The sequence below is a fragment of the Bacillus sp. ISL-34 genome, from assembly GCF_018613325.1.
GTDB lineage: Bacteria > Bacillota > Bacilli > Bacillales > DSM-1321 > Peribacillus.
Genome location: NZ_JAGGQJ010000026.1, coordinates 12358 through 34142, shown reverse-complemented (window position 1 = coordinate 34142; position 21785 = coordinate 12358). Strand labels below are relative to the sequence as shown.

The following is a 21785-nucleotide window of genomic DNA, read 5'->3' as shown; positions in this document are numbered from 1 at the left end:
AACTATTGAATGGCGTTCATTTTATTTTCAACCTCGCGGCACACTTCATCAGCCGTTAAACCATTTGCCTCAATGATAGACGCTTTTAATGTTGTATCGCTTATACCCATCACATTACTTTCCAACCCTGTTACCACACAACAATCGACGTTTTTTGTGTCAGCTTCTTGTTTAATCTCCACAACATCAAAACCTTTTTCACGAAGTGCTTCCTGAATATTCGTTAATGATTCTTCTACACCGATTTTTGACATCAACACACACCTCCTCTACCATCTAACCTGTCCTTTTCACCTTCAATATATGTATAGGATGCAAAGGAAATAGGGAAAGTAATATCGAGGTGATAAACATGAATGGAAAAAACAAGAAAGATGCTTCACAAACTCGTTTAGGGTCTTCTCAGGTAGAGGGGCAAGGTACCACTACAAAAGAAACCGGGTCCTTCACTCGACCCTCTTCACTTAAAAAGCAAAAGCGTTCCTGATAAGAATCCTAAAACAACCATGGTATTCCGCCTTCGTGATACGCAAAAAAAACGCTTGGTTTAATCGCCAAGCGTTTTCCTCTGCATGATCCTGTGTTGCTTTTCTTTGACGATCAGGACTTCTCTTATATATTTTGCTTTCTGATTTCCCTTTGGATCTTTAGATCATTCAATCGATCTCCATCAATTGTTTTTGTATCCATTTTTGCTTTATCGGCTCCATCCGGGTTAAAATCACTTGCCCTTAAATTATTATTGGGAGCTGCTTGCTCGTTCCATTTGGTCATCATGATCTCCTCCTCAGTCCTTATCCTTCCCAATCCTAATAATATTCATGAATACACCCCATCATTTTTTGCCAAGATACTAATGGAGGTGGTTTAATTGGAACCAAACAGACCCGGCAATAAGAATGTACCGGATTTTAAAGAGTTGAACGACCGTATCATTAGAGAAGCATCACAGAGTCCCCGTTTAGTGATTAAAACAAATTTGGATGCAAAGAATGTAAAGGATGAGAACCCTTATACCGATCGGATTAACAGTGAAGGATTTGCTGATTTTTTTGAGGAATAAAACAAAACCGGCTTAATAAGCCGGTTACTCTTAAAAATATTTTTTCTTCCAAAAAATGAATGCCGTCGTCCCCGCCAATGTGATGGCAATTAATAATGTAAAAATGAAAGCATACCGATTATGTTCAAATGGCAGTTCCACATTCATTCCGTAAAAACTTGCCACCATGGTCGGCAGAGTCAAAATAATGGTCACGGAGGTTAGAAACTTCATGGCATTATTGACATTATTGGAAATGATCGAAGCGAATGCATCCATCATACCGCTAAGTATGGATAGATACACTTCTGCCATTTCAATTGCCTGAGCATTTTCGATGATTACATCCTCAAGTAATTCTTTATCTTCTTCATACATTTTCAAATAGTTAAAACGGAGGATCTTATCAAGTACAACGCGATTGGATTTTAATGATGTCGTAAAATAAACCAGGCTTTTTTCCAAAGCCAGGAAAGTGTATAATTCTTTATTTTTCATGGACTGATGCAATTCACGTTCCGCTTCATTAGTCATCTTGTTGATTTGTTTCAGGTAACGTAAATAATAGGATGAAATCTCAAATAATAATTGTAAGGCAAACCTTGTTTTCTTATTGGTGAAAAATCCTTTTATCTTATTGTTTTTGAAATTCGCCAATATCGGTGTTTCTTTCAAAGATACCGTAATGAAACAGTCTTTGGTAAAGATCATCCCTATAGGTATCGTTTCAAAAATCGGTAAGTCTGCTTCGTCCCTGGTCAAATATGGGAAGTCAACAATAATTAAAACATTATCATCCTCTTTTTCGATTCGGGGCCTTTCCTCATCATCCAGCGGATCTTTCATGAAATTGATCGGTAACTTCAAATTCGTGCATATATAATCTATTTCAGCTTCAGTGGGCGCGACAATGTTCACCCAGGAACCTTTTGTCATTTCCTCGATATTGTTTAGGTGACGGTTTTCATCCGTCTTATAGATTTCAATCATTTCTTGACCTCCTCTTCTATAGAGAAAGCCTTATTTACCTTCTTCGAGCAGATACTCAGGGAGAATAACAGTCTCGACTTCTAGCATCATATTGGCTTCCTCTTGCTTTCTGGGTTCAGGATCATAAGAACTGCTGCTCACTCGTATCCACTTCCTTTCGATTCTTTAATCTTAATCCTTATTCTTTTAAAGCACAATAACGAATTTAATACCCTGATTCCCTGTTTCGAATTCGCAATTATCAGATTTTCGCGTTTGGAAAGGATAATGAAACTACCAAAAAAATAACGCTTGGGTATCCCCAAGCGTCTGATTATTTTATTCATGCTTAGCTTTATTATAATAGTGAACACCATACATGGCGCCTTCATCTACCATTTTATTGTCGTCATGATCATATGGATCAGGGTGACCTGCCTTTTCAATTACGGGATCCATCTCTGAAGCCGTCCTATTCCAAAAGCCTGCTGTTTTTGCTTTTGCATTGGACCATATGTCCTTTACTTTTCCTCTGTTCGTTTTATTCGATAAAAATGAGACTCCGGCAACTCCGACTCCTAGTAATACCACGTTTCTTCCTAATGCCATCATTACCTTCCCCCTTATTTATTGGCTTGATATATATATACCCAACGCCAATTAATGTAAACCTTTATTTATATGGAGGAATTTGATAAAAGAAATTAGGTTTCATTATTTCATTGTTATATGGCTGGTGAAAAACGTGGGTCGTGGCTGGTGAAACCGGTGGAATTAACCAGGTCCAGTCCCCAGTAACTTTCCGGTCACAAGTGGTTTCTTTTTCCTCGAATTTCTTGAATTGTTTAGCTGCTGTATGGTGATCAACAATGCTGACTCCGTGTTTTTTATACGAATGAAGGACTGCTTCATTCAGTTCGATTAAGGCTCGATCTTTCCATAAACTCGAATCACGTTTAATATCCAAGCCCATCCTCTCCCCGATTGCCGGAAGCATATTGTAGCGTTCTTCATCAGCAAGGTTCCTGGCACCGATTTCCGTTCCCATGTACCACCCATTAAATGGTGCAGCTGAATACGTGATACCGCCAATTTCCAGCCTCATGCCAGATATGATTGGAACAGCATACCATTTGATTTTAAGATCTTTGAACCATGTCAGTTCAGGGTGGGTGATTTGAACTTCTTTAACGAGGCTTTCAGGTATATCATGAAAACTAGGGGTTTTTCCGTCCAATTGGACTACAAGGGGTAAAATATCGAAATGTCCGAATTTCCCTTTCCATCCTAATGCCATACATTGCTTAGTGAATTCTATTGAACTTGAATCGCCGATTACGCCATGTTCCGTCTCATACCCTGCATATCGTATAAGCTGATGATTCCAAATTTCCACTTTTCGATCATGATCTTTCTGTTTGAAAATTGTAATCACAGGTCTGATGCTCCCATTATTCGTAGCATATTCGATATGCTCAAAGAGAGCCGATACAATTTCTTCTTCGCTTTGAATCATCCGTTTATCAATCACCCTCAGCGACTCCCAAAAAAAGCGCCCAATGCAACGATTGCTATTACGCCAAGCTAATTTAGCACCATAAACCAATTCTTCATATGTATGTTCATATCTGCCTGTTTCATTTATTTCCTTTTTGATTTGTTCGATCCTGCCATCTATGTCCTCTTCCGTTTTCAATAATTCCTGATAACTTGTCCTGATAAAGGATACGGCCTCTTGCAGTAAATCACTCATCTTTCCCACGAACCCTTCCATTTATAAAACTTTGACTTCAATATTAAAATAACATATTTTTCACGGTATCCCTAAAGAACACATTTTTTTTAAGCGCAATTTTTAAGTAAATGTGGCAATTACGAGGCGAAATTCTGTTCAAGATACTTAAAGTAAGCTCATAAATTTCTTATACTATAACATCTCTAGTAACTAAATAATTATCGGTAAAGTTGTTACATATGAGGTAAATGCATTATAATATATTAATAATGAGGTGATATGATGAATAATACGACACTTTGTCCACGATTTGAAAAAGGAATGCAAATCTTGAGTAAACGCTGGACTGGATTGATTGTCAATCAATTACTTAATGGCCCTCAACGGTTTTGTAATATTGAATCTGCATTCCCGATAAGCGGCAGGATTCTTTCTGAACGTTTAAAGGACTTGGAAAATGAAGGTATTGTTAAAAGGGACGTATATCCAGAGACACCGGTCAGGATTGAATATTCTTTAACTGAAAAAGGCAAGGCCCTTGCACCGGTAATGAACGAAATTCAAAATTGGGCACAGGAATGGCTCGAACCAATACAGAATCAATGATACAGGCATTAACAGAAAAGGAGGAAGGTCCGCCGGCTGGCGGACTTCCTCCTTTTTTGTTTAAGCGCCAACGACTAGTGGTATATTTTTTACAGATAGAATAACACTAGGTTTATTCCAAATTTATGGGCGGTGAATTCATGAAACAAGCAGATTGCATTATTATTGGTGGAGGTATAGCCGGGATACAAGCAGCCATACAGCTCGGAAGATATAAACATGATATTATCGTCATTGATTCTGCTCAAGGCCGCTCTTCCATTGCAAAGGCTTACCATAACATTCTTGGATGGCCGGATGGGGTAAGCGGTAAACAATTAAGGACGCTTGGCAGACAGCACGCTGAAAAATTCGGTGTCGAATTCTTGGATGATACAGTGACATCTCTTGAAAAAAAGCAGGACAAGTTTTTTATCCAAACAAAGAATGACAGGGAATATCAAGCCAAAATGATTTTTCTCGGTACAGGCATTACCGATAACATTCCTCCAATCAAAAACATCTATCCAACTCTCGGGACATCCACATATATATGCCCTGACTGTGATGGGTATGAAATCATGGATAAGCAAACCGTTGTTCTTGGAGGCGGAAATACGGGTGCCGGCATGGCCCTTACACTATTATATTGGTCAAAAGATATCATTTACGTAAATCATTTGAAAACAAGAATTGATGAAGAGTATAGGAAAAAATTAAAGGAAAATCAGATTCCCGTAATCGAAGAAGAAGTTTGTGAGGTTCATGTCGACGACAAACAGCAGTTAATGGGCATACAATTAGTCTCCGGTAAAATAATCGAGGCTGAAAAAGCATTCACGGCGTTTAAAGGGAACAAACTAAATAATGGCCTAGCTCTACAGTTAGGTGTGCAAGTCAATGAAAACAATCATGTCGTGATTCATCCCCGGACTAAAGAAACGAATATTAAAGGAGTCTGGGCAGGCGGTGACCTCGTTGCCCATTCCGAACAAGTCACCATTTCGATGGGGGATGGCACCCAGGCAGCGATATGGATTCATAAGAGGCTGTTAGGCCAGCCACTTCCTTATGATTGACAGCATAAAGGAAAATTAAAAGGCGACCTGTTCACCAGGCCGCCTTTTACATTGGTATTTATTAGCTTTTCCACGTCACATCTACATTCGATTCCTTCCCTTAAAAACTTTAACCAAAATGAGAATGACCGCGATGATAAGCAAGATATGTATAAAGCCTGCAGCCACTTTAAAGACTAAACCTAGAACCCATAATAATATTATTAGACCAATAATTGTCCAAATCATGTTACTCCCCCTTTCTTCCCATTTTTTCTGCTTACATTTAAATTACCCATATCTTTCTGTAACAAACCCTTTCCTATTTTTTTACATAAAACTGTAAATGCTGTAAATGATAATAAAGAAATAAGGAATCTTCCATAAAAAAACATTCACAAGGAAGAGACTTTCAGGTTTTAAAGGTTCTACAATTCTTCATAAGGCAAAAAAACAAAAGAAGGAGTCGTTCATTCATGAAAAAGTTTTTAGTCATCTGTTTAACTGCCTGTTCCCTATTCTTAGTCAACCTGAATCACCCAGCTGCAGAGGAAAAGGAAAATAAAGCAAAAACGGAAAGTGTACAATTCACTGAAGCTCAAAAATCGGAAATCGCTAAGATCCAAAAGCAGATACTCGCTGACAAAAAGATATTGATCCAAAAATATGTCGAGTATGGCGCGCTTTCAAAAGAAGAAGCCGATAAAATGGTTTCACATTTTGAAAAACATTATAAAATGATGGAAGAACATAATTTCCAAATACCGCCGCACCGCCCACATACACGGCACATGCATAAGTAATTATAAGTTTTTTGGCTATGTATCCTGATGATCCGACCTTATGAAAAGGCCGGATTTTTTTCATTTCATTCGTCCTTGATAAATAAACCTTACGCGATTACCATTTACTAAAGGATTTATATTTCTCTTTAGCGAAATACATAACTATGAGAAATGAAAGGGTGAAAAGGATGAACAAAATAGGTATAACAGCAAGAGACTTATTTCACTTGAAATCAGTGACCGATCCAAAGCTATCACCGGATGGCAGCATGGCGGTTTATGTCCAAACCAGAATAGATGAAAAAACGGAAAAATACATTTCCAATCTGTTTATGTTCAGCCTGATTACGAATGAAACAAAGCAATGGACATTTGGGGATAATCGTGATACATCACCAGCCTGGTCCCCCGACGGCAAGCATATCGCTTTTATATCAGACAGATCAGGAAAAAAACAAGTTCACCTTATTGGGAGCATTGGCGGGGAAGCCCGCCAGTTGACCCATTTCGTTAACGGTGTAACAAAGCCCATTTGGTCTCCTTGTTCCACCAAGTTGCTGCTTTCTACCGGGTTAAAGGAAGGCGAAAACCTAAATACGGTTAAGGAAAGTGATTTGTCCAAAGAAATTCATAGGTATGACCGGATTAAGTATAAATGGGATGGAAGAGGCTATTTTGATCAGTTATATCAGCAGCTGGTCATAGTGGAAATTTTTAAGGGAGAATCATCATTGCTAACGGAAAACAATGTTGATCATCAACCGAATGCATGGTCACCAGACGGACAGCATATTGCATTCATAAGCGGGGATGCAGAAAGAAGTGACGATGAGCTTTTTTCCGATATTTTCATCATGGACCTTGAAACGAGTTCCTTAGAAAAGATAACGGAAAGTACAGGTTTCTTTAGAGATCCGAAATGGTCGCCAAATGGCGAATATCTATCTTACATTGGCCATACTAAAGAATTTGCCGGTGCCACCTTTTCAAATATCTGGTTATACTCCATATTCGATCAAACGACTCAGTGTTTGACCGATGGATGGGATGTCCAAATAGGCGATTCTGCCATTGGGGATTTCCAAATCGGAGCCGTCGACCCAGGTATTTTATGGACAAACGATAGCCAAGGCTTTTACTTTTTAATAAGCGATTACGGAAATACCGGAGTTTATTATGGTTCGATTGAAGGAGCCATGTATCCATCAATCCTTGACCCGCAGCATATATACGGCCTGACTATAGATCCCGAAAGTCATCGTGCTGTTGTGGCCATCAGTACTCCAGTTCATCCCGGCGATCTCTTTGCTTATAACCTTACCAATGGCGATAAGGAACAAATCAGTTTTGTTAATGACGATTTTTTGAAGGATAAACATTTGTCCATGGCAGAACCTATTACTTTTCCATCTGTTGATGGACTTACCATCCACGGCTGGATCATGAGACCGACCGATTTTGATGGTAATCAAAAATATCCGCTCATTTTAGAAATCCACGGCGGTCCGCATATGATGTATGCCAATACCTATGTTCATGAATTCCAGACCTTGGCTAATGAAGGGTATACTGTATTGTTCACTAACCCGCGCGGTAGTGTAGGATATGGCCAAGACTTCGTAAATGCCTGCCGGGGCGATTATGGAGGCATGGATTATAAGGACTTAATGGCTGGAGTAGATCACGTTTTAGCTACGTATGATTTTATAGAGCATGAAGATTTAGGGGTATCCGGAGGAAGCTATGGAGGGTTTATGACAAATTGGATCATCGGACATACCAACCGCTTCAAGGCCGCTGTGACTCAGCGTTGCATTAGTAACTGGCTAAGTTTTTATGGGGTCAGCGACATTGGCTATTATTTTACAGAGTGGGAAGTAGGCGGTGATATCGTTAACTCTGCTGAAAAATTATGGCAGCACTCTCCTTTAAAATATGTTTCCGATGTGAATACCCCTTTACTTTTACTTCACGGCGAAAAGGATTTTCGATGTCCCATTGAACAGAGCGAGCAATTTTTTGTCGCTTTAAAACGTCAAAATAAAGAAGCGGTACTTGTTTCCTTCCCAGATGAAACTCATGAGGTATCCCGAAGCGGATCTCCAAAAATGCGCCTGCAACATGTTGAGGAAATCAAAGGATGGTTCAATAAATATCTTTAAAAACAAACACTCTGTTAGCAAAAGCTAACAGAGTGTTTGTTTTTAGTGTTGAATTTGGTCTCTGTCCTCGGAAATTGAACTTAAAGCATTTCCTGCCATTGAATTTGTCTGTTGGTGTACAGCAAGATCACCTAATGCCACGACTCCGACCAGCTTATCATTTTCAATGATAGGGAGCCTTCTGATTTGTTCGGTAGCCATTATCTCCTCAGCTTCCTCCACTGACATATCAGGCGTGCCTGTTACAAGATTGGTGGAAATGACATCGGTAATTCTAGTCGAATTGGGCTTTTTCTCGGCAACACAGCGAATGACGATATCCCTGTCTGTAATGACACCAATTAAATGGTTATTCTCCAGTACAGGAATGACACCAACATCATCATTCTTCATTTTGACTGCTGCTTCATATATATTATCTTCCGCAGTGCAACAGTCCACGTCTGTTGTCATGATATCTCTTAATTTGGTCACGGATATCCCTCCATTTTCATAAGTTGCTTGTTTATTTTTGACTTCTGAAGAGAAATTATTCATGAAACACGTTCACGCTTCATTCCACATATTTCCCATGATCCGGTTTAGCTAATGAATCGAATTCCTTTGCAAGCTTTGATAAACCCATTTCCAGTTCTTGCCCTTCAACAGGATACCCATGCCCCGTTATGGCAACAGCCGGCTTCATGCTTTCCAATAACTTTACAGATTCTTTGGCAGCCTCCCAATCAGTTGTCAAATACCTCGGTGGGCCTGCTATTTCTTTCTCCTGAGTGATAACCTTGTATAGGGAATCCTGCCTGACATTCACAAAAGCATCTCCAGCAATCAAACTTCGGTCACTTTCACGGAAAAGTGAAATATGTCCTTTTGAATGTCCAGGGGTGTGAACCCATTTCCAATCGCGAAGCCCGGGAACACTATGATCATCAGGCAATGGCTGAACTTTTTCATCAAGGTTGATTCCCTCATTCGGAAATACCCATGACATTTTAGCGACCATCCCGCCTTCAACAGTAGGATCCGGTTCGGGATAATTTTCCTGTCCCGTTAAATAAGGCATTTCTTTAATGTGGGCATAAACAGGAGCCTTCCAATACTCCATTAACTCAATCAGTGCACCAACATGATCGAAATGTCCATGTGTCAAAATAATGGCAGCAGGTGGATTTTGCGGTCCGTATATTTCTTCAGCAGTTTTCCTTATTACCTCTGCTGAACGCGGCATCCCTGCATCTATCAATACCCATTTATCATCTTTGGGTGACCCTACAAAAATTACATTAACGATTTGGACGGACAGACAATATATATCCTCGTTTAGGATCTGTACATCTCCACTGGAAACTGAAGTCATCGGCATCAATTTTTCATTCAAATGATTATCATCCATTTATAATCCTCCTAATTTGAACATACTGTTTTATAAAGGATACCCTGTACGAGAAAATAAAAAACAACCTATATTTTATATAGGCTGTGTCAGACTGTAGACAAATTCGAAGAAAAAGCGAGTTTGCCAACAGTTTTTTATTTTTAAAAGTTACGGATGATTTCAGTTCATAAAACAGTTAAATATCATGCAGTATAACAAGGTCTTGTTTAAAATCATGGTCATCATTCCCTCGATAAAATCATGAAAAGTATTCGGGATGAGACCATTCCGATCCCCAATAATCGACAAATTCGAAGAAAAGCCAGTCTGCCTGCAGCTTTTTCATTTAAAAAAGTTGCAGTTGATTTCTGCCCGACTTTTTTCGACTGTTCTCGACTTTTTTCGACCTTCACCTCATTATTCGTACTCCAGAGCTTTCATTTTGCGGTCCCAGCACTAAATCCGCTCCCTTTCCGCCCTGTGTCTGCCAAGCCTCATCAAAGCAAGCGTCTAGCGGGGCTCGGCTAGCCATTAAACCGAGTCTTCTTTTAAAATCATGGTTGTGGGTGCGACACTCAAACTGAAACAACCTATAATTTGTATAGGCTGTTTCTCAGTATACATCCCGCCGGGTAAATACTGTAAAAGATACAATTAAAGCAAGCGCCCACCAAACGAGCAGAGTAATGACGGAGGATAATAAGGTCATCCCTTCTATCGGTGGAGCCGTTCCGCTAATATAAGCGGTCAATTTCAAATTCACCATAAAGAAATATTTAGCTGATTCCCATGATGAAACCATATTGTTCAATATAGCCCCGGAAATCAATGCAGCCAGCATGATGCCCATGCCTGCAGGGGTGCTTCTCACTAAAACCGAAAGCATGAAAGATAGGGTCCCTACAACAACCGCCACCAGCCAGACAAGTCCCAAATCCATCAATAGGAATTTCCATTGTTCCACTAACCTTACTTGACTGACATCCACGTCAGCCCCATTCAATTCGAATCCGGTTATTACGGGGGCCCCCCATCCTTGATATCCGAAAACGATTCCTGATAAAAGGTAAGACAATAAGGCTGTCATCGCCACGATAATCGAAACCGATAATAATAATGTTACATATTTGCTCAATAAGATTTTCCAGCGCTCCACTGGCCGGGTCAACAAAAGCTTGATCGTCCCTTGACTGCTTTCGGAAGAAACCATATCACTAGCCACAATCATGATCAACAGCGGAATGAACAAATCGATTGCATTTTCCAAAAACATGCGTGTAAAGGTGGCAGCGCCTGGTTCTGAGGGATTGATATCATGATCGAGATAATATTGCTGCTGCTTCAGACTTACTTGCAGCTGTTCACGCCACTCATCGAGCATCCTATTCGAGCCCAAGCGATTTTGAGTATCGATGATTTGCTGCTGTAGAGCTGCACGCCAATCATCAGTTCCCAACTTCTCCCGCTGCTCTTCCACTTGTTTATATTGGGCATATGTAAACATCAGCACTAAAATTCCAACGATGATACCGATTATGATTAACCGTTTCTTTGCCAACAACTTCATCATTTCATTTTGGATCAAGTTATTCAATGCCTGCACCTCCGACACCGGTAACTTGCAAAAACAATTCCTCCAATCCCGGGAGCTTTCGATTCATTTCATGCACCCTCACCCCTGCTTGGTTAAGTGCAGCATTCCATTCGGGTGTTTTAAGTTCATCATAGGCTGTAATGATATATTTTTGATCTATGGTAATTTCGGTGAAGCCGCTAAGAATTTCCGCTCCCTGTTGAATAGGTTCCACCCGCCAAAATATCCGCTCCTGCGTGGATAATAAGCTTTCCACTGTGTCCGTTTTGATAATTTCCCCTCCTTTAATAATTGCGACCCGGTCACAAAGTTGCTGTATTTCACCCAATAAGTGTGAAGAAACCAGAACGCTCATACCTTCTTCTTCAGCCAATTTTCTGATGAATTGCCGCATTTCACGGATTCCGGCAGGATCTAGACCGTTAGTCGGTTCATCCAAAATCAACAGCTTAGGGCTGTTCAGCATTGCCTGCGCGATTCCTAAACGCTGCCTCATACCTAACGAATAGGTCTTCACTTTATCGTGAATTCTCGCTTGCAGGCCGACGAGTTCAACAACCTCGATCATTCTTGTTTCATCCACTTCAGGTAACATTCTTGCAAAGTGGAGCAAATTATCCCACCCGCTCAAAAATGGGTACAACTCTGGATTTTCAACGATGCAGCCCATTTGCTTCATAGCCTTCGTAAATTCCTGACGAACATCATACCCGCATATATGGATGGAACCTGAGGATGGCTTAATTAAACCGACCAACATGCGGATCGTCGTCGTCTTGCCTGCTCCATTCGGTCCTAAAAAGCCGAAAACCTCACCTTCATTCAGCTCAAAGTCTATTCCTTTAATAATTTCCCTTTTGCCAATCCTTTTTCTCAAATCCCTGACAGACAAAGTCACCCGTTTCATCGTTCCACATCCTCCCATTTTATTAAAGGAGCAACTCTATCTGCAATTAAACGGTACCCCTTCTTATTAGGGTGAAATTTATCCGAATACAAATACTCATTTACCGACAATTGAAATAAATCAAATGTGGGAACGAAAATTGCATTTTGATAATGAGCCACGACTTCTGCCGTTTCATTATTCCAGTCACGAACAATGCGGTTCGTATCAAAGTCTTCATCCAAATCTATAAATGGATTATACAGCCCAAGCAACAGTATGGTAGCTGTATCATTGACTTTATTGATATCTTTAAAAATTCCATTTAAATTTCCCAAGAAATTCTTTTGTGATACAGATATAGCTTCACGATCATATTCAAGCAGGGTCTGGCCTTTTTGAAATAAATCGTTACCCCCTATCGTAACTAAAATAACATCAGCTGCTTGGATTTGGCGCTTCACTTCCGGTTGTTTCACTTGCTGCGCCAATTCTTTAGACACTTGTCCATTAATTCCGAGGTTATGAATGATTGGTTTTCTGTTGTATTCACTCTTCAAATCTTCAACAACAAGTCCCACGTAGCCTTTCCCTGTTTCATCACCTGTGCCACGTGTCAATGAATCGCCTATCGCCACTACCGTAAAATCATCAGGAAGATCATTTTTAATGGGGGTTTCTTCAATTACTTCCGTATCGGAAGTTCCTTTACCGTAATGGTCAGTAATCGCCCATCCAAGGCAAAATAAAAAAAACAGGCCGATAAGAGCTGATACGATGGTAGAAGCCAACACTTTTGGTTTGTTCAAAAACACTCATCCTTCCATTCATTCTCTATCTTCCATTAAATCATATTATTTCCAAAAACAAAAAACTGATTGTTCTGGTTAAAAACCCCAATTAATAAAAGGGTTTATAAAATTACCAATACAAAAAGGAGGAAAGGGATTACAAAAGGGGTTCTATCTAAAATTAAAACAAAGTTGATTGGAGCGGGTGTTCGAAACTCCTTCGGGAAAAGCGTGTCCAAGTGAGACCCCGCAGGAGCAAAGGTGCCGAGGAGGCTCCCGGACCCGCCCGCGGAAAGTAAGTGCCTTACGTTCCAATCAACGTTTAAATTGTATAACCCCTAAAAAAATGTTGAGAGACAAGTAAAAAAGACCTCTTCACCATGAAAGGTAAAGAGGTCTCTCGCTTTATTTCCCATCATTTTTCTATTGTACCTATGGGTTTTCCCATTACTTTTAATTTTATATCTAACCTCATGAGCCATATTGTAAGCAGCATCCCAATCAGCGTGAGTAAACCATAAAATAAATAGACCGCATATATTCCTGATTTATCCAAGATTATCCCGCCGCTGAAGGTACTGAACCAGTTACCCAATCCATTGCCAATGGCGGAATAAAGCGTTATTGCTGTTACTGTTATACGTGCAGGGACAACTTCCCTGATATATTGTAAAGCTGCAGGAATGAATAATCCAAGTGAAAACCCTTGAATGATCGAAGTCACATATACGGTAGCCAAACTGGGTTCGGTGAAGTACAAAACCCAGCGGACCAATGAGGCCGTTCCAGCTAATAAGGTAATTGGCAGCAGGCCTATCTTATGAATCCAGGTTCCTGCGATTCTCATAAAGGGGATTTCCGATAATACAGCTAAAAGGAACGCAATGCCAATTCCTGTATATGTCCCTCCCCTTGCCTCTACAAACAAACCATAGTATACATTATTTGCAAGATTAGGACCAAAAAGCAAGAACGTTATAGCAAGAAAGATAAGAAATCGTTTCATGGTGATCAATTCTTTCATTCCACCGAAAAGCTTCACCTTTTTCCCAGGTGGCTCTTCAGGCAAACGAAGAGCCAGACTGGCCGCGATCAAAAGACCGAAGAAAAAAGCATAAAATATCACTGAAGGACCCATGAAGGATTCAGATAACTTTCCCATTACAAAAACGGCCACACCGTATCCAAGTGAACCGAATAAACGGATTTCCCCATAATTCGATTTGATTTTTGTTGTATATTGAAGGGTGATGCTATCTGAAACTGGTATTATCGCACTTTGAAAAATAGCCAAAGCGATTGCGACGGATACTATAAGTAAATAGTGCTCGAACAGCAAGTAGCCTAAACCGAATACACCAGCAAGCAACGATGTCATTGCCAGTATTTTTGCTGGTCTCCCGCTCCAATCACAGACAATTCCCCAAAAAGGTTGAAAAACGATCATCACTATCGGTCCAACAGACATGATCGTACCTATTTCAATACCGGACAAACCAGCCTCATTGGCCAAATAAACGCTTAATAGCGGTGTTAAACTTCCCACTGCAAAAAAAGAAAATAGGTAAAATACCTTCAAGCTAATAATATTGACATGCTTTTGTTTATCCAAATCCAGTTCCCCCACGCAGACAGCTTCTACAAAGTTGTTGATTTTATTCATTGCTTCCTATTATGGATATTAAACAGGGAGCACGATATTAAAGACTGTACCTTTATTGACCTCGCTCTCGACAATGACATTACCCGAATGCCTTTCTATGATTTTAAAGCTGATCATGAGACCTAACCCATTACCAGATTTTTTCATTGTGAAAAATGGTTCTCCCAGTCTCTTAAGCTGCTCTGGCGGCATCCCAATTCCTGTGTCGGTAATGGATATATGCACTTTATCCTCTTTAAGTTCAGTCATGACTTTTATGAAGCCACCGTCAGGCATAGCTTCCATACCATTTTTAATGAAGTTCAATATGACTTGTTTTAATCGATTCTCATCACAACGAACGAGGATCTCTTCTTCATTGCAATCCGAAATCAGTGTGATGTTCTTCTTCCTGGCTTCAAACTCCGTCAAAGATACGACGTTTTGAATGATTGGCACAAGATTCTTCAATTCCAATATCAAGGCCTGTGGTTTCGCCAATTGTAAGAACTCTTCAACTATCTCATTCACACGATTGATTTCGTCCATGATTATTTCCAGATATTCTTGTTTATTTTCGTCCGTTTCATCTAATTGCAAAAATTCCGTATACCCTTTCATGGAGGTCAGCGGATTCCGTATTTCATGTGCCACTCCAGCAGCAAGCTGACCGACTGCGGCTAATTTATCCTGCCGATGGAGCATCTCTTCCGATTGTTTACGCTCAGTTATATCATATCTAAGTGCCAGAAATTGAAATGGCCTTCCTTCTTCGTTGAAAAATGGGACAATTGTTGTATCGACCCAATAAAAACTGCCGTCTTTCGCCTTGTTTCTAATTTCCCCCTTCCAAACTTTCCGTTCATGGACGGTCTTCCACATATGTTCAAAGAATTCCTTTGAGTGGTATCCAGAATTAACTATCTTATGTGTATGTCCTATCAATTCACCTCTCCCATAACCGGAAACCTCAGAGAACTTTTCATTCACTTCGATAATGACTCCTTTATCATCGGTAATCGCCACAATCAAGGATTGGTTGATTGCATATTGCATATCTTCCAGTTCCTTGATTGACCCCTTTAAAGCATTTTCTGCTTTTTTACGACTGGAAATATCTGAACGGATGGAAATATATTGATATGGCTTGCCTTTTTTCATAAAAGGAACGATGGTTGTATCCACCCAATAAACATTACCATCTTTAGCTCGGTTGCATATTTCACCATGCCATGTTTTCCCTTGGCTGATCGTTAGCCATAGGTCAGTGAAAAATTCTTTTGTATGATGACCAGAATTGATGATGGAATGATTTTTCCCTATTAGTTCATGTTTTTCATATTGTGATATTTCCAGGAATTTTTCGTTAACATATGTAATGATTCCTTTTGTATCCGTGATGGCTACGATCGCCGATTGATCTAAAGCATAACGGATATCGCTCACAGTATTATCACTTTTTGCCAACCGCCGGCTTACGATCGTACTTGAAGCGATCAAGCTGGCAAGTATGAATAATGAAACGAAGCATGTAAGATAAAGCATAAATGGGGTGAGTGGAACAAATTCACCCGTTTCGTTTTTCGCGTTCATCGGTAACACTCTTAAAAAAAGATAATAGCCTTCAATGATTGCCCCGCTCATCATGAGAGTACTGACTGGCTTTAGCGAGGATTGACTTAATTTATTAAAATAAAATAATATTGCAAGTGCTGCTACAAATAAAATAAAGATACTGAAAAGCGTACTGAAGACCGACAATGGGCTAAAGTGCAAAGAGTGGTTTAAAGAAGATGTTCCCATAATATAATTGGATAAAATGGCCATCGTAAACATGAAGCCGCAAAAAACGATTTGCAGCACTTGTGTTTTATACGATATGGCCAATAATCCAACCCCTGCGAGAGCAATTGCCAATGCCAACGAAAAAATTATTGTAGGAATGTTGTATGCCGCCATTCCTGAATTATCAAGGGTGAATATGACCACAAAATTAAGCGTCCAAATAGCCACTCCCATAGAGCAGCTGCTCCCAATATACACCAGCCGTTTATATTTCTCTATCGTCAGTAATGTTGTCAGTAAATCCAACGCCGTATAACACGCCATTTTATCAAAAGTACTGCAATCATAAAGAGGACAGGATTTGATGCCACAATTGATTGTTCCATTTTTTTACTTGACCACCTCAAACGTTCTATTCTCCTATATTGTAATGGAAATCCATAGTACCTCAAAGGTTTTTTATTTCCTTTCTCCTATATATTTACACACTAATTATTCCAGTGCACCCCACATCTCAAGAAAATGCAGGTTTCTTTCATAAAATCAACAAAATTAGAAATACTATTGTTTTGTATGGAGTAGAATAGGAATACATGGTAATGACAAGCATTCACAACCCTGCTTCATCATTGCAGGACATTTCAATAACAAAAATAATTATTCGGGAATATATTAATGAAGAATGTTAATTTCTTTATTTAATTATACCTATAGGTTTATAATTAAATAGAACCTATATAGAGAGAAGGAGTGGGGGGCATGATTATGTCAGACCTGGCAGGTGCAAGTACAACAGAAATTATGCAAAAGAGAACCCAGCATAAAAAATTAACACTGAGACAAATTTTACAGAGAGGTCTACTAATTACAATCGGTGCGGTTTTGATGGCTGTCGGTCTTGAGATTTTTTTAGTGCCGAATAACGTAATCGACGGGGGCATAACGGGTATATCGATTATGTTATCTTACATTACTGGATGGAAGCTCGGTATCTTTCTATTCATTTTGAATCTTCCTTTCTTTTTTATCGGTTATAAACAAATCGGCAAAACCTTCGCATTATCTACCCTTTATGGAATTTTAGTCCTTTCCATCACCACTACATTGCTTCATCATGTACCAGCTTTCACTCAAGATATCCTCCTAGCGTCCGCTTTCGGCGGAATGATTCTTGGCATTGGTGTTGGAATGGTCATTCGATATGGCGGCTCATTGGATGGTACAGAAATACTTGCTATACTCGCTAGCAAGAAGATCCCATTTTCCGTTGGGGAGATCGTCATGTTTTTTAATTTATTCATCCTTGGCAGTGCGGGCTTCGTATTCTCGTGGGATCGGGCCATGTATTCGATCATAGCTTACTTCGTGGCATATAAAACGATGGATATCGTCATCGCAGGTTTGGACGAATCCAAATTCGTTTGGATTATCAGTGATGAATTTGATGATATCGGCCAAGCCATAATGAATCGCCTTGGACGTGGCGTAACCTTTTTAGCTGGAGAAGGTGCTTATTCTGGTGATGATAAAAAAGTCATCTTTTGTGTAATAAACAGGCTTGAGGAAGCTAAACTTAAAGAGATAGTCAAAAGCTTCGATCCATCTGCATTTCTTGCCGTAGGGGATATCGCGGAAGTTCGAGGCGGTCGATTCAAGAAAAAAGATATCCACTAATCTCACCTGCTTTTTGCTTCATCCAATTGGCAAAAAGATAAAAAAAGCTGAAGGGAGAATCCCCTTCAGCTTTTTTTATAACCTTAATAATTTCTTGGATTGTTAATTGCTTGAAGCATTCTGGTGCCGGGTTTCATCTCGCTGCTGCATAACGGACAAACGTGTTCATCATTACTTGTAAAGTTATCGCGAATCCAACCTTTGCAATCTTCTGATGTACATTCCCACACCTTTGTTTCTTCAGGAATGATTTCTTCCGTATTATTTCTTCTATACATGTATCTCACTCCTTAGAATTGAATTGACTCCGTCCTGCATAACAGATCACAAGCCATAAAGATAAAAGAAGAATAGATGGCGCTTAATCTAAATTGTGAGTAAATACCCATTCGCAAATATAAGTATGATTATTGTTCTTTCAACCAAACTTTTTGAATGGTAAGAACTTGAGATTACGACATGAATTTTTCATATCTCAGTAACCATTATATCATATATATGCTTTATACATTTGAGGAAAGATTCTAAAAAAGAAAGTATTCCCCAAAATGAAACACAGTCCCTGACTTACCCTTCAAGATAATCGAGACTGCGCTGTTTAAGAATCCATTCCATATGGTTCTTCCTGCTCGTTCGATGAACATTTCAAAGCGAATCGAGCATGAGAGTAATTTTTAATGCCAAAACCTAAAACAATGAAAGCCCTGCCTCTCTCCCATCCATACGGTTCCTAGACCGTGCCTGCGAGAATCAGATAAAAGCTTGTAAGTACATGTTTATTAATTAAAACCGTCCGTAATTCCAATTGGGTTGATTAAATTCCAAAAGACAAATGGTACATAGAAGTAAGTTAATGAAGAACAGAAATGGATCGAGGAAAATACTTGGTGATTACATGTATTTCTTTTTTCTAGATGTGTTTAACTTGTTTCTACTTCATCATGAAAATGATGAAAAATTATGTTATTAATAAAAATGTTACTTTAAATTACCCTCCAGTGCTTTCTTTTCATAACACTGAAATTTAATGATACCATACAAGTTTTTATATGTAAAGCATTAATTCAGAATGAAACCACCCGCCATACTTCTTTCTTTAAATAAAAAAATAAAGAGGCTAAGATTCACCTCTTTTATTTAAAAGCATTATACTCATTTTCAATTTTTGGAAGTTCCCTGACTTCTTCAACTAATTGACTTCCACACATTGGGCAATCATAGTTTTCCGAGGCAAAATCCTTTCTCATCCAACCATTACAATCTGCTGATCCACACGCATATACTATCGTATCTTCCATAATGATTTCTGGTTCCTCTGAATTCTTTTTACCAAAATACATGAGCAACCTCCTCTTTTTTATAAAGACTCTGATTAAAGGGGCGAAATTTCACCTTTTTATCATTCCTAGTATACGCATTAAAGCATATTCTTATTTATTCAATGAAGAAATTATCCAAAAAACCTTAACACCTTTCGTTTTCCAGTCCTGCTTTAACCAAGATCGCTTTAATCATAAAGTAGGAAATATGCTCAGGCAGGGCTTCTTTTAGTGGTTTCAATTTATCAGAATCCAATTGTTTCGCAGTTTCCAAAACAAGATCAAACTCTTTATCCAAGAAGATCTCATCCCATTTGATATCCAGGTGTTCTTCTGCACACTTTAATAAATGATTTTCAATTGAAATGGAAGACAGCCCTCTCAATGTCCCTATTTCCTTGATTGTTTTGCCTTCCTGATATAAGCGATAGCTTTCTAAGTGAGATGGTGTAGCAGCTCGCTTTACCGTTTCCTTTGTAACCATAGTATTCGCTTCTAATTCAGGGTGTGCCTGTACATACTGGGAAATCCCTTGTAAAAACACGGCTCCGAATCGTTCGAATTTTTGCATGCCCACCCCTTTGACTTCCAGGAATTCCTCTTCCGTCCGCGGCAGTTTGACGGCCATATCTTTCAAGGATGCATCGGAAAAAATAATGAATGGCGGCACATTTTCCTTAACAGCCAATTCTTTTCTTAACTGTCTCAACTCTTCGAACAACCCATGATCCGCACTGATGCTGCTTACTTTTTTTATTTCCTTACGCAGTACTTTTTTCTGTCCCAGGAGCACTTCCCTGCCAGCATTGGTAACTTTAAGTACCGGAAACTGGCCGCCCGTCATTTCGATATACTGTTTCGCTGTCAGGAAATCAATGAAATCACCTACATCCTTCGCAGATTGATCATTGATGATTCCATAGGTTGAGAGCTTCTGGAATCCGAACTCTTCAATTTTCTTATTGCGTGATCCCGTAAGCACTTGGGAAATCATCGTTTTACCGAACCGCTCACCCATTCGCAACATGCATGAAAGGACCATCTGTGCCTGTGTAGTTACCTCAACAGAGTCACGTTTATCTGTACAATTTTCGCAATGACCGCAATCCTCAGGGTTTTCTTCTCCAAAGTATTGTAGAATGAAGGCTTGCAAGCATCCTTCGGTAAAACAATAATCCTTCATTTTGTTCAATTTCTTCAATTCCTGTGATTGCCACTCCTGCGAGGGATTTGATTGATCAATCAAGAAACGCTGTATCTGCATATCCTGAGGGGAATATAAAAGGATACATTCACTATCTAAACCATCCCTCCCTGCACGGCCCGCTTCCTGGTAATAACTCTCCATGTTCTTTGGAGTTTGGTAATGGATGACGTATCTAACATTCGATTTATCGATTCCCATACCAAAGGCAGATGTCGCTACCATCAAGGGTATGTCATCACGAATGAATTGATCTTGCTGTTCCGAACGGTCTTGTTCATTCATGCCAGCATGGTATCGGCCTGTTTTAAATCCGGCTTTGATAAGCTTCGCATACAAGGAATCGACCTCTTTCCTAGTGGCTGCATAAATGATACCCGATTCATTTTTGTTTTTCTCTAAATAGCGCATTAAAAACCGGCCGCGATTTTCCTCTTTCACTACTGAAAAGAACAGGTTATCTCTGGAAAATCCCGTTGATATTGTATGCTGCTCTAATATTCCGAGCGACTGACATATATCGTCGGTCACATGCGGTGTGGCTGTTGCCGTTAATGCCAGTACGGTCGGAGCTGATGGCATGTTTTTCAATAAGGTTTTGATTTTTAAATAGCTTGGTCTGAAGTCATGACCCCATTGAGATATACAGTGGGCCTCATCTATGGCTACCATTGAAATATCCACATTAAATAGATCCTGTTGAAATACAGGATTTTCCAATCGTTCCGGCGCCAAATAAACCAACTTATATCTTCCGTGCTTAATATCGTTCATTCTATTGGATGATTCTAACCCAGAAATGGAGCTATTAAGAAATGTGGCATCAATCCCAGTTTGTTCGAGGGCATCTACTTGGTCCTTCATCAAGGAAATTAGTGGGGATATAACGAGTGTTACACCTGGTAACAGAAGGGCTGGAATTTGGTAACATATTGATTTACCTCCGCCTGTCGGCATGATTCCCGCTGTGTTTATTCCGCCCAACACCTGTTCGATAATCTGTTCCTGACCTTTTCGGAATGACTCATAACCAAAGTATTCTTGTAAATAATCACGTGCTTTTTCCATCAATTTACTACTCCTCCTATTTACCTTGTAAGGATTTATAAGGATCTATTTCTTCCATTGTACCTGCTTTTCCCGTGAACCAAAAGGAAAAGCAGACACATTATGTCTGTGTCT

Annotated in this window: 24 protein-coding genes; 7 read left to right on the top strand and 17 right to left on the bottom strand. The window is 39.5% G+C overall.

Translation table 11 applies throughout. The features are described 5' to 3' along the window. Positions 1 to 2: 2 nt before the first annotated feature. Positions 3 to 254, bottom strand: coding sequence for a YkuS family protein (locus tag J7E52_RS18665; protein WP_214749836.1), 252 nt, complete (start codon positions 252 to 254; stop codon positions 3 to 5). 98 nt (positions 255 to 352) lie between these two features. Between J7E52_RS18665 and J7E52_RS18660 the strand changes: the two genes are divergently transcribed. Further along, positions 353 to 487, top strand: coding sequence for a YuzL family protein (locus J7E52_RS18660; RefSeq protein WP_214749834.1), 135 nt, complete (start codon positions 353 to 355; stop codon positions 485 to 487). A gap of 125 nt (positions 488 to 612) precedes the next feature. Here the strand turns inward: J7E52_RS18660 and J7E52_RS18655 are convergent, their stop codons facing one another. Then, complete coding sequence (locus tag J7E52_RS18655) at positions 613 to 777, bottom strand: hypothetical protein (protein ID WP_214749831.1); 165 nt, start codon at positions 775 to 777, stop codon at positions 613 to 615. A gap of 94 nt (positions 778 to 871) precedes the next feature. Here J7E52_RS18655 and J7E52_RS18650 point away from each other — a divergent pair, with 94 nt between their 5' ends. Continuing rightward, positions 872 to 1063, top strand: coding sequence for a hypothetical protein (locus J7E52_RS18650; protein ID WP_214749828.1), 192 nt, complete (start codon positions 872 to 874; stop codon positions 1061 to 1063). A gap of 30 nt (positions 1064 to 1093) precedes the next feature. Here the strand turns inward: J7E52_RS18650 and J7E52_RS18645 are convergent, their stop codons facing one another. The 3 genes from J7E52_RS18645 to J7E52_RS18635 form a co-directional block, all read right to left on the bottom strand. Continuing rightward, positions 1094 to 2032 (bottom strand): magnesium transporter CorA family protein, encoded by a 939-nt coding sequence (locus tag J7E52_RS18645; protein ID WP_214749826.1) that lies wholly within the window; start codon positions 2030 to 2032, stop codon positions 1094 to 1096. A gap of 318 nt (positions 2033 to 2350) precedes the next feature. After that, positions 2351 to 2623, bottom strand: coding sequence for a hypothetical protein (locus J7E52_RS18640; protein ID WP_214749823.1), 273 nt, complete (start codon positions 2621 to 2623; stop codon positions 2351 to 2353). A 61-nt stretch (positions 2624 to 2684) separates the two neighbouring features. Continuing rightward, a complete protein-coding gene (locus J7E52_RS18635) occupies positions 2685 to 3764 on the bottom strand; it encodes a nitric oxide synthase oxygenase (protein WP_214749821.1) in 1080 nt (359 codons plus the stop codon). Positions 3765 to 4028: 264 nt separating this feature from the next. Here J7E52_RS18635 and catR point away from each other — a divergent pair, with 264 nt between their 5' ends. Both catR and J7E52_RS18625 read left to right on the top strand, forming a co-directional pair. Then, positions 4029 to 4352 carry a catDE operon transcriptional regulator CatR gene (catR, locus tag J7E52_RS18630; protein WP_214750069.1) on the top strand — a complete coding sequence of 108 codons (324 nt, stop codon included), beginning with the start codon at positions 4029 to 4031 and terminating at the stop codon, positions 4350 to 4352. 140 nt (positions 4353 to 4492) lie between these two features. Next, a complete protein-coding gene (locus tag J7E52_RS18625; protein ID WP_214749817.1) occupies positions 4493 to 5410 on the top strand; it encodes an NAD(P)/FAD-dependent oxidoreductase in 918 nt (305 codons plus the stop codon). 81 nt (positions 5411 to 5491) lie between these two features. Here J7E52_RS18625 and J7E52_RS18620 read toward each other — a convergent pair whose 3' ends face one another. Then, positions 5492 to 5638, bottom strand: coding sequence for a lmo0937 family membrane protein (locus J7E52_RS18620; RefSeq protein WP_144476786.1), 147 nt, complete (start codon positions 5636 to 5638; stop codon positions 5492 to 5494). 227 nt (positions 5639 to 5865) lie between these two features. Here J7E52_RS18620 and J7E52_RS18615 point away from each other — a divergent pair, with 227 nt between their 5' ends. Both J7E52_RS18615 and J7E52_RS18610 read left to right on the top strand, forming a co-directional pair. Further along, positions 5866 to 6192 carry a DUF2680 domain-containing protein gene (locus tag J7E52_RS18615; RefSeq protein WP_214749815.1) on the top strand — a complete coding sequence of 109 codons (327 nt, stop codon included), beginning with the start codon at positions 5866 to 5868 and terminating at the stop codon, positions 6190 to 6192. Positions 6193 to 6362: 170 nt separating this feature from the next. After that, on the top strand, positions 6363 to 8336 hold the full coding sequence (locus J7E52_RS18610) for a S9 family peptidase (RefSeq protein ID WP_214749812.1): 1974 nt from the start codon (positions 6363 to 6365) through the stop codon (positions 8334 to 8336). 42 nt (positions 8337 to 8378) lie between these two features. Here the strand turns inward: J7E52_RS18610 and J7E52_RS18605 are convergent, their stop codons facing one another. The 8 genes from J7E52_RS18605 to J7E52_RS18575 form a co-directional block, all read right to left on the bottom strand. Next, on the bottom strand, positions 8379 to 8810 hold the full coding sequence (locus tag J7E52_RS18605) for a CBS domain-containing protein (RefSeq protein ID WP_214749809.1): 432 nt from the start codon (positions 8808 to 8810) through the stop codon (positions 8379 to 8381). Positions 8811 to 8889: 79 nt separating this feature from the next. Next, positions 8890 to 9726 carry an MBL fold metallo-hydrolase gene (locus J7E52_RS18600; protein ID WP_214749806.1) on the bottom strand — a complete coding sequence of 279 codons (837 nt, stop codon included), beginning with the start codon at positions 9724 to 9726 and terminating at the stop codon, positions 8890 to 8892. Positions 9727 to 10117: 391 nt separating this feature from the next. Continuing rightward, a complete protein-coding gene (locus J7E52_RS27075; RefSeq protein ID WP_286197892.1) occupies positions 10118 to 10240 on the bottom strand; it encodes a hypothetical protein in 123 nt (40 codons plus the stop codon). 81 nt (positions 10241 to 10321) lie between these two features. Then, positions 10322 to 11302 (bottom strand): ABC transporter permease, encoded by a 981-nt coding sequence (locus J7E52_RS18595; RefSeq protein ID WP_137017470.1) that lies wholly within the window; start codon positions 11300 to 11302, stop codon positions 10322 to 10324. Beyond that, on the bottom strand, positions 11295 to 12209 hold the full coding sequence (locus tag J7E52_RS18590) for an ABC transporter ATP-binding protein (protein ID WP_214749805.1): 915 nt from the start codon (positions 12207 to 12209) through the stop codon (positions 11295 to 11297). The genes J7E52_RS18595 and J7E52_RS18590 overlap by 8 nt, the downstream gene beginning before the upstream one ends. After that, positions 12206 to 12997, bottom strand: coding sequence for a GDSL-type esterase/lipase family protein (locus tag J7E52_RS18585; RefSeq protein WP_214749802.1), 792 nt, complete (start codon positions 12995 to 12997; stop codon positions 12206 to 12208). Before J7E52_RS18585 ends, J7E52_RS18590 begins: the two co-directional genes overlap by 4 nt. Positions 12998 to 13394: 397 nt before the next feature. After that, positions 13395 to 14642: an MFS transporter gene (locus tag J7E52_RS18580; protein ID WP_214749799.1), complete on the bottom strand. Its 1248-nt coding sequence runs from the start codon at positions 14640 to 14642 to the stop codon at positions 13395 to 13397. Positions 14643 to 14660: 18 nt separating this feature from the next. Then, complete coding sequence (locus J7E52_RS18575) at positions 14661 to 16640, bottom strand: PAS domain S-box protein (RefSeq protein ID WP_286197890.1); 1980 nt, start codon at positions 16638 to 16640, stop codon at positions 14661 to 14663. A 525-nt stretch (positions 16641 to 17165) separates the two neighbouring features. Here J7E52_RS18575 and J7E52_RS18570 point away from each other — a divergent pair. Beyond that, entirely contained in the window at positions 17166 to 18080 is a 915-nt protein-coding gene (locus J7E52_RS18570; protein WP_286197889.1) for a YitT family protein, read from the top strand. A gap of 83 nt (positions 18081 to 18163) precedes the next feature. Here the strand turns inward: J7E52_RS18570 and J7E52_RS18565 are convergent, their stop codons facing one another. From J7E52_RS18565 to recQ, 3 genes are all read right to left on the bottom strand, one after another. Next, positions 18164 to 18358: a cold-shock protein gene (locus J7E52_RS18565; protein ID WP_034307294.1), complete on the bottom strand. Its 195-nt coding sequence runs from the start codon at positions 18356 to 18358 to the stop codon at positions 18164 to 18166. Between the two features lie 855 nt (positions 18359 to 19213). Further along, a complete protein-coding gene (locus J7E52_RS18560) occupies positions 19214 to 19420 on the bottom strand; it encodes a cold-inducible protein YdjO-related protein (protein ID WP_053346482.1) in 207 nt (68 codons plus the stop codon). Positions 19421 to 19544: 124 nt separating this feature from the next. Beyond that, positions 19545 to 21671, bottom strand: a complete 2127-nt coding sequence (gene recQ, locus J7E52_RS18555) for a DNA helicase RecQ (RefSeq protein ID WP_286197905.1) — start codon at positions 21669 to 21671, stop codon at positions 19545 to 19547. Positions 21672 to 21785 lie beyond the last annotated feature (114 nt).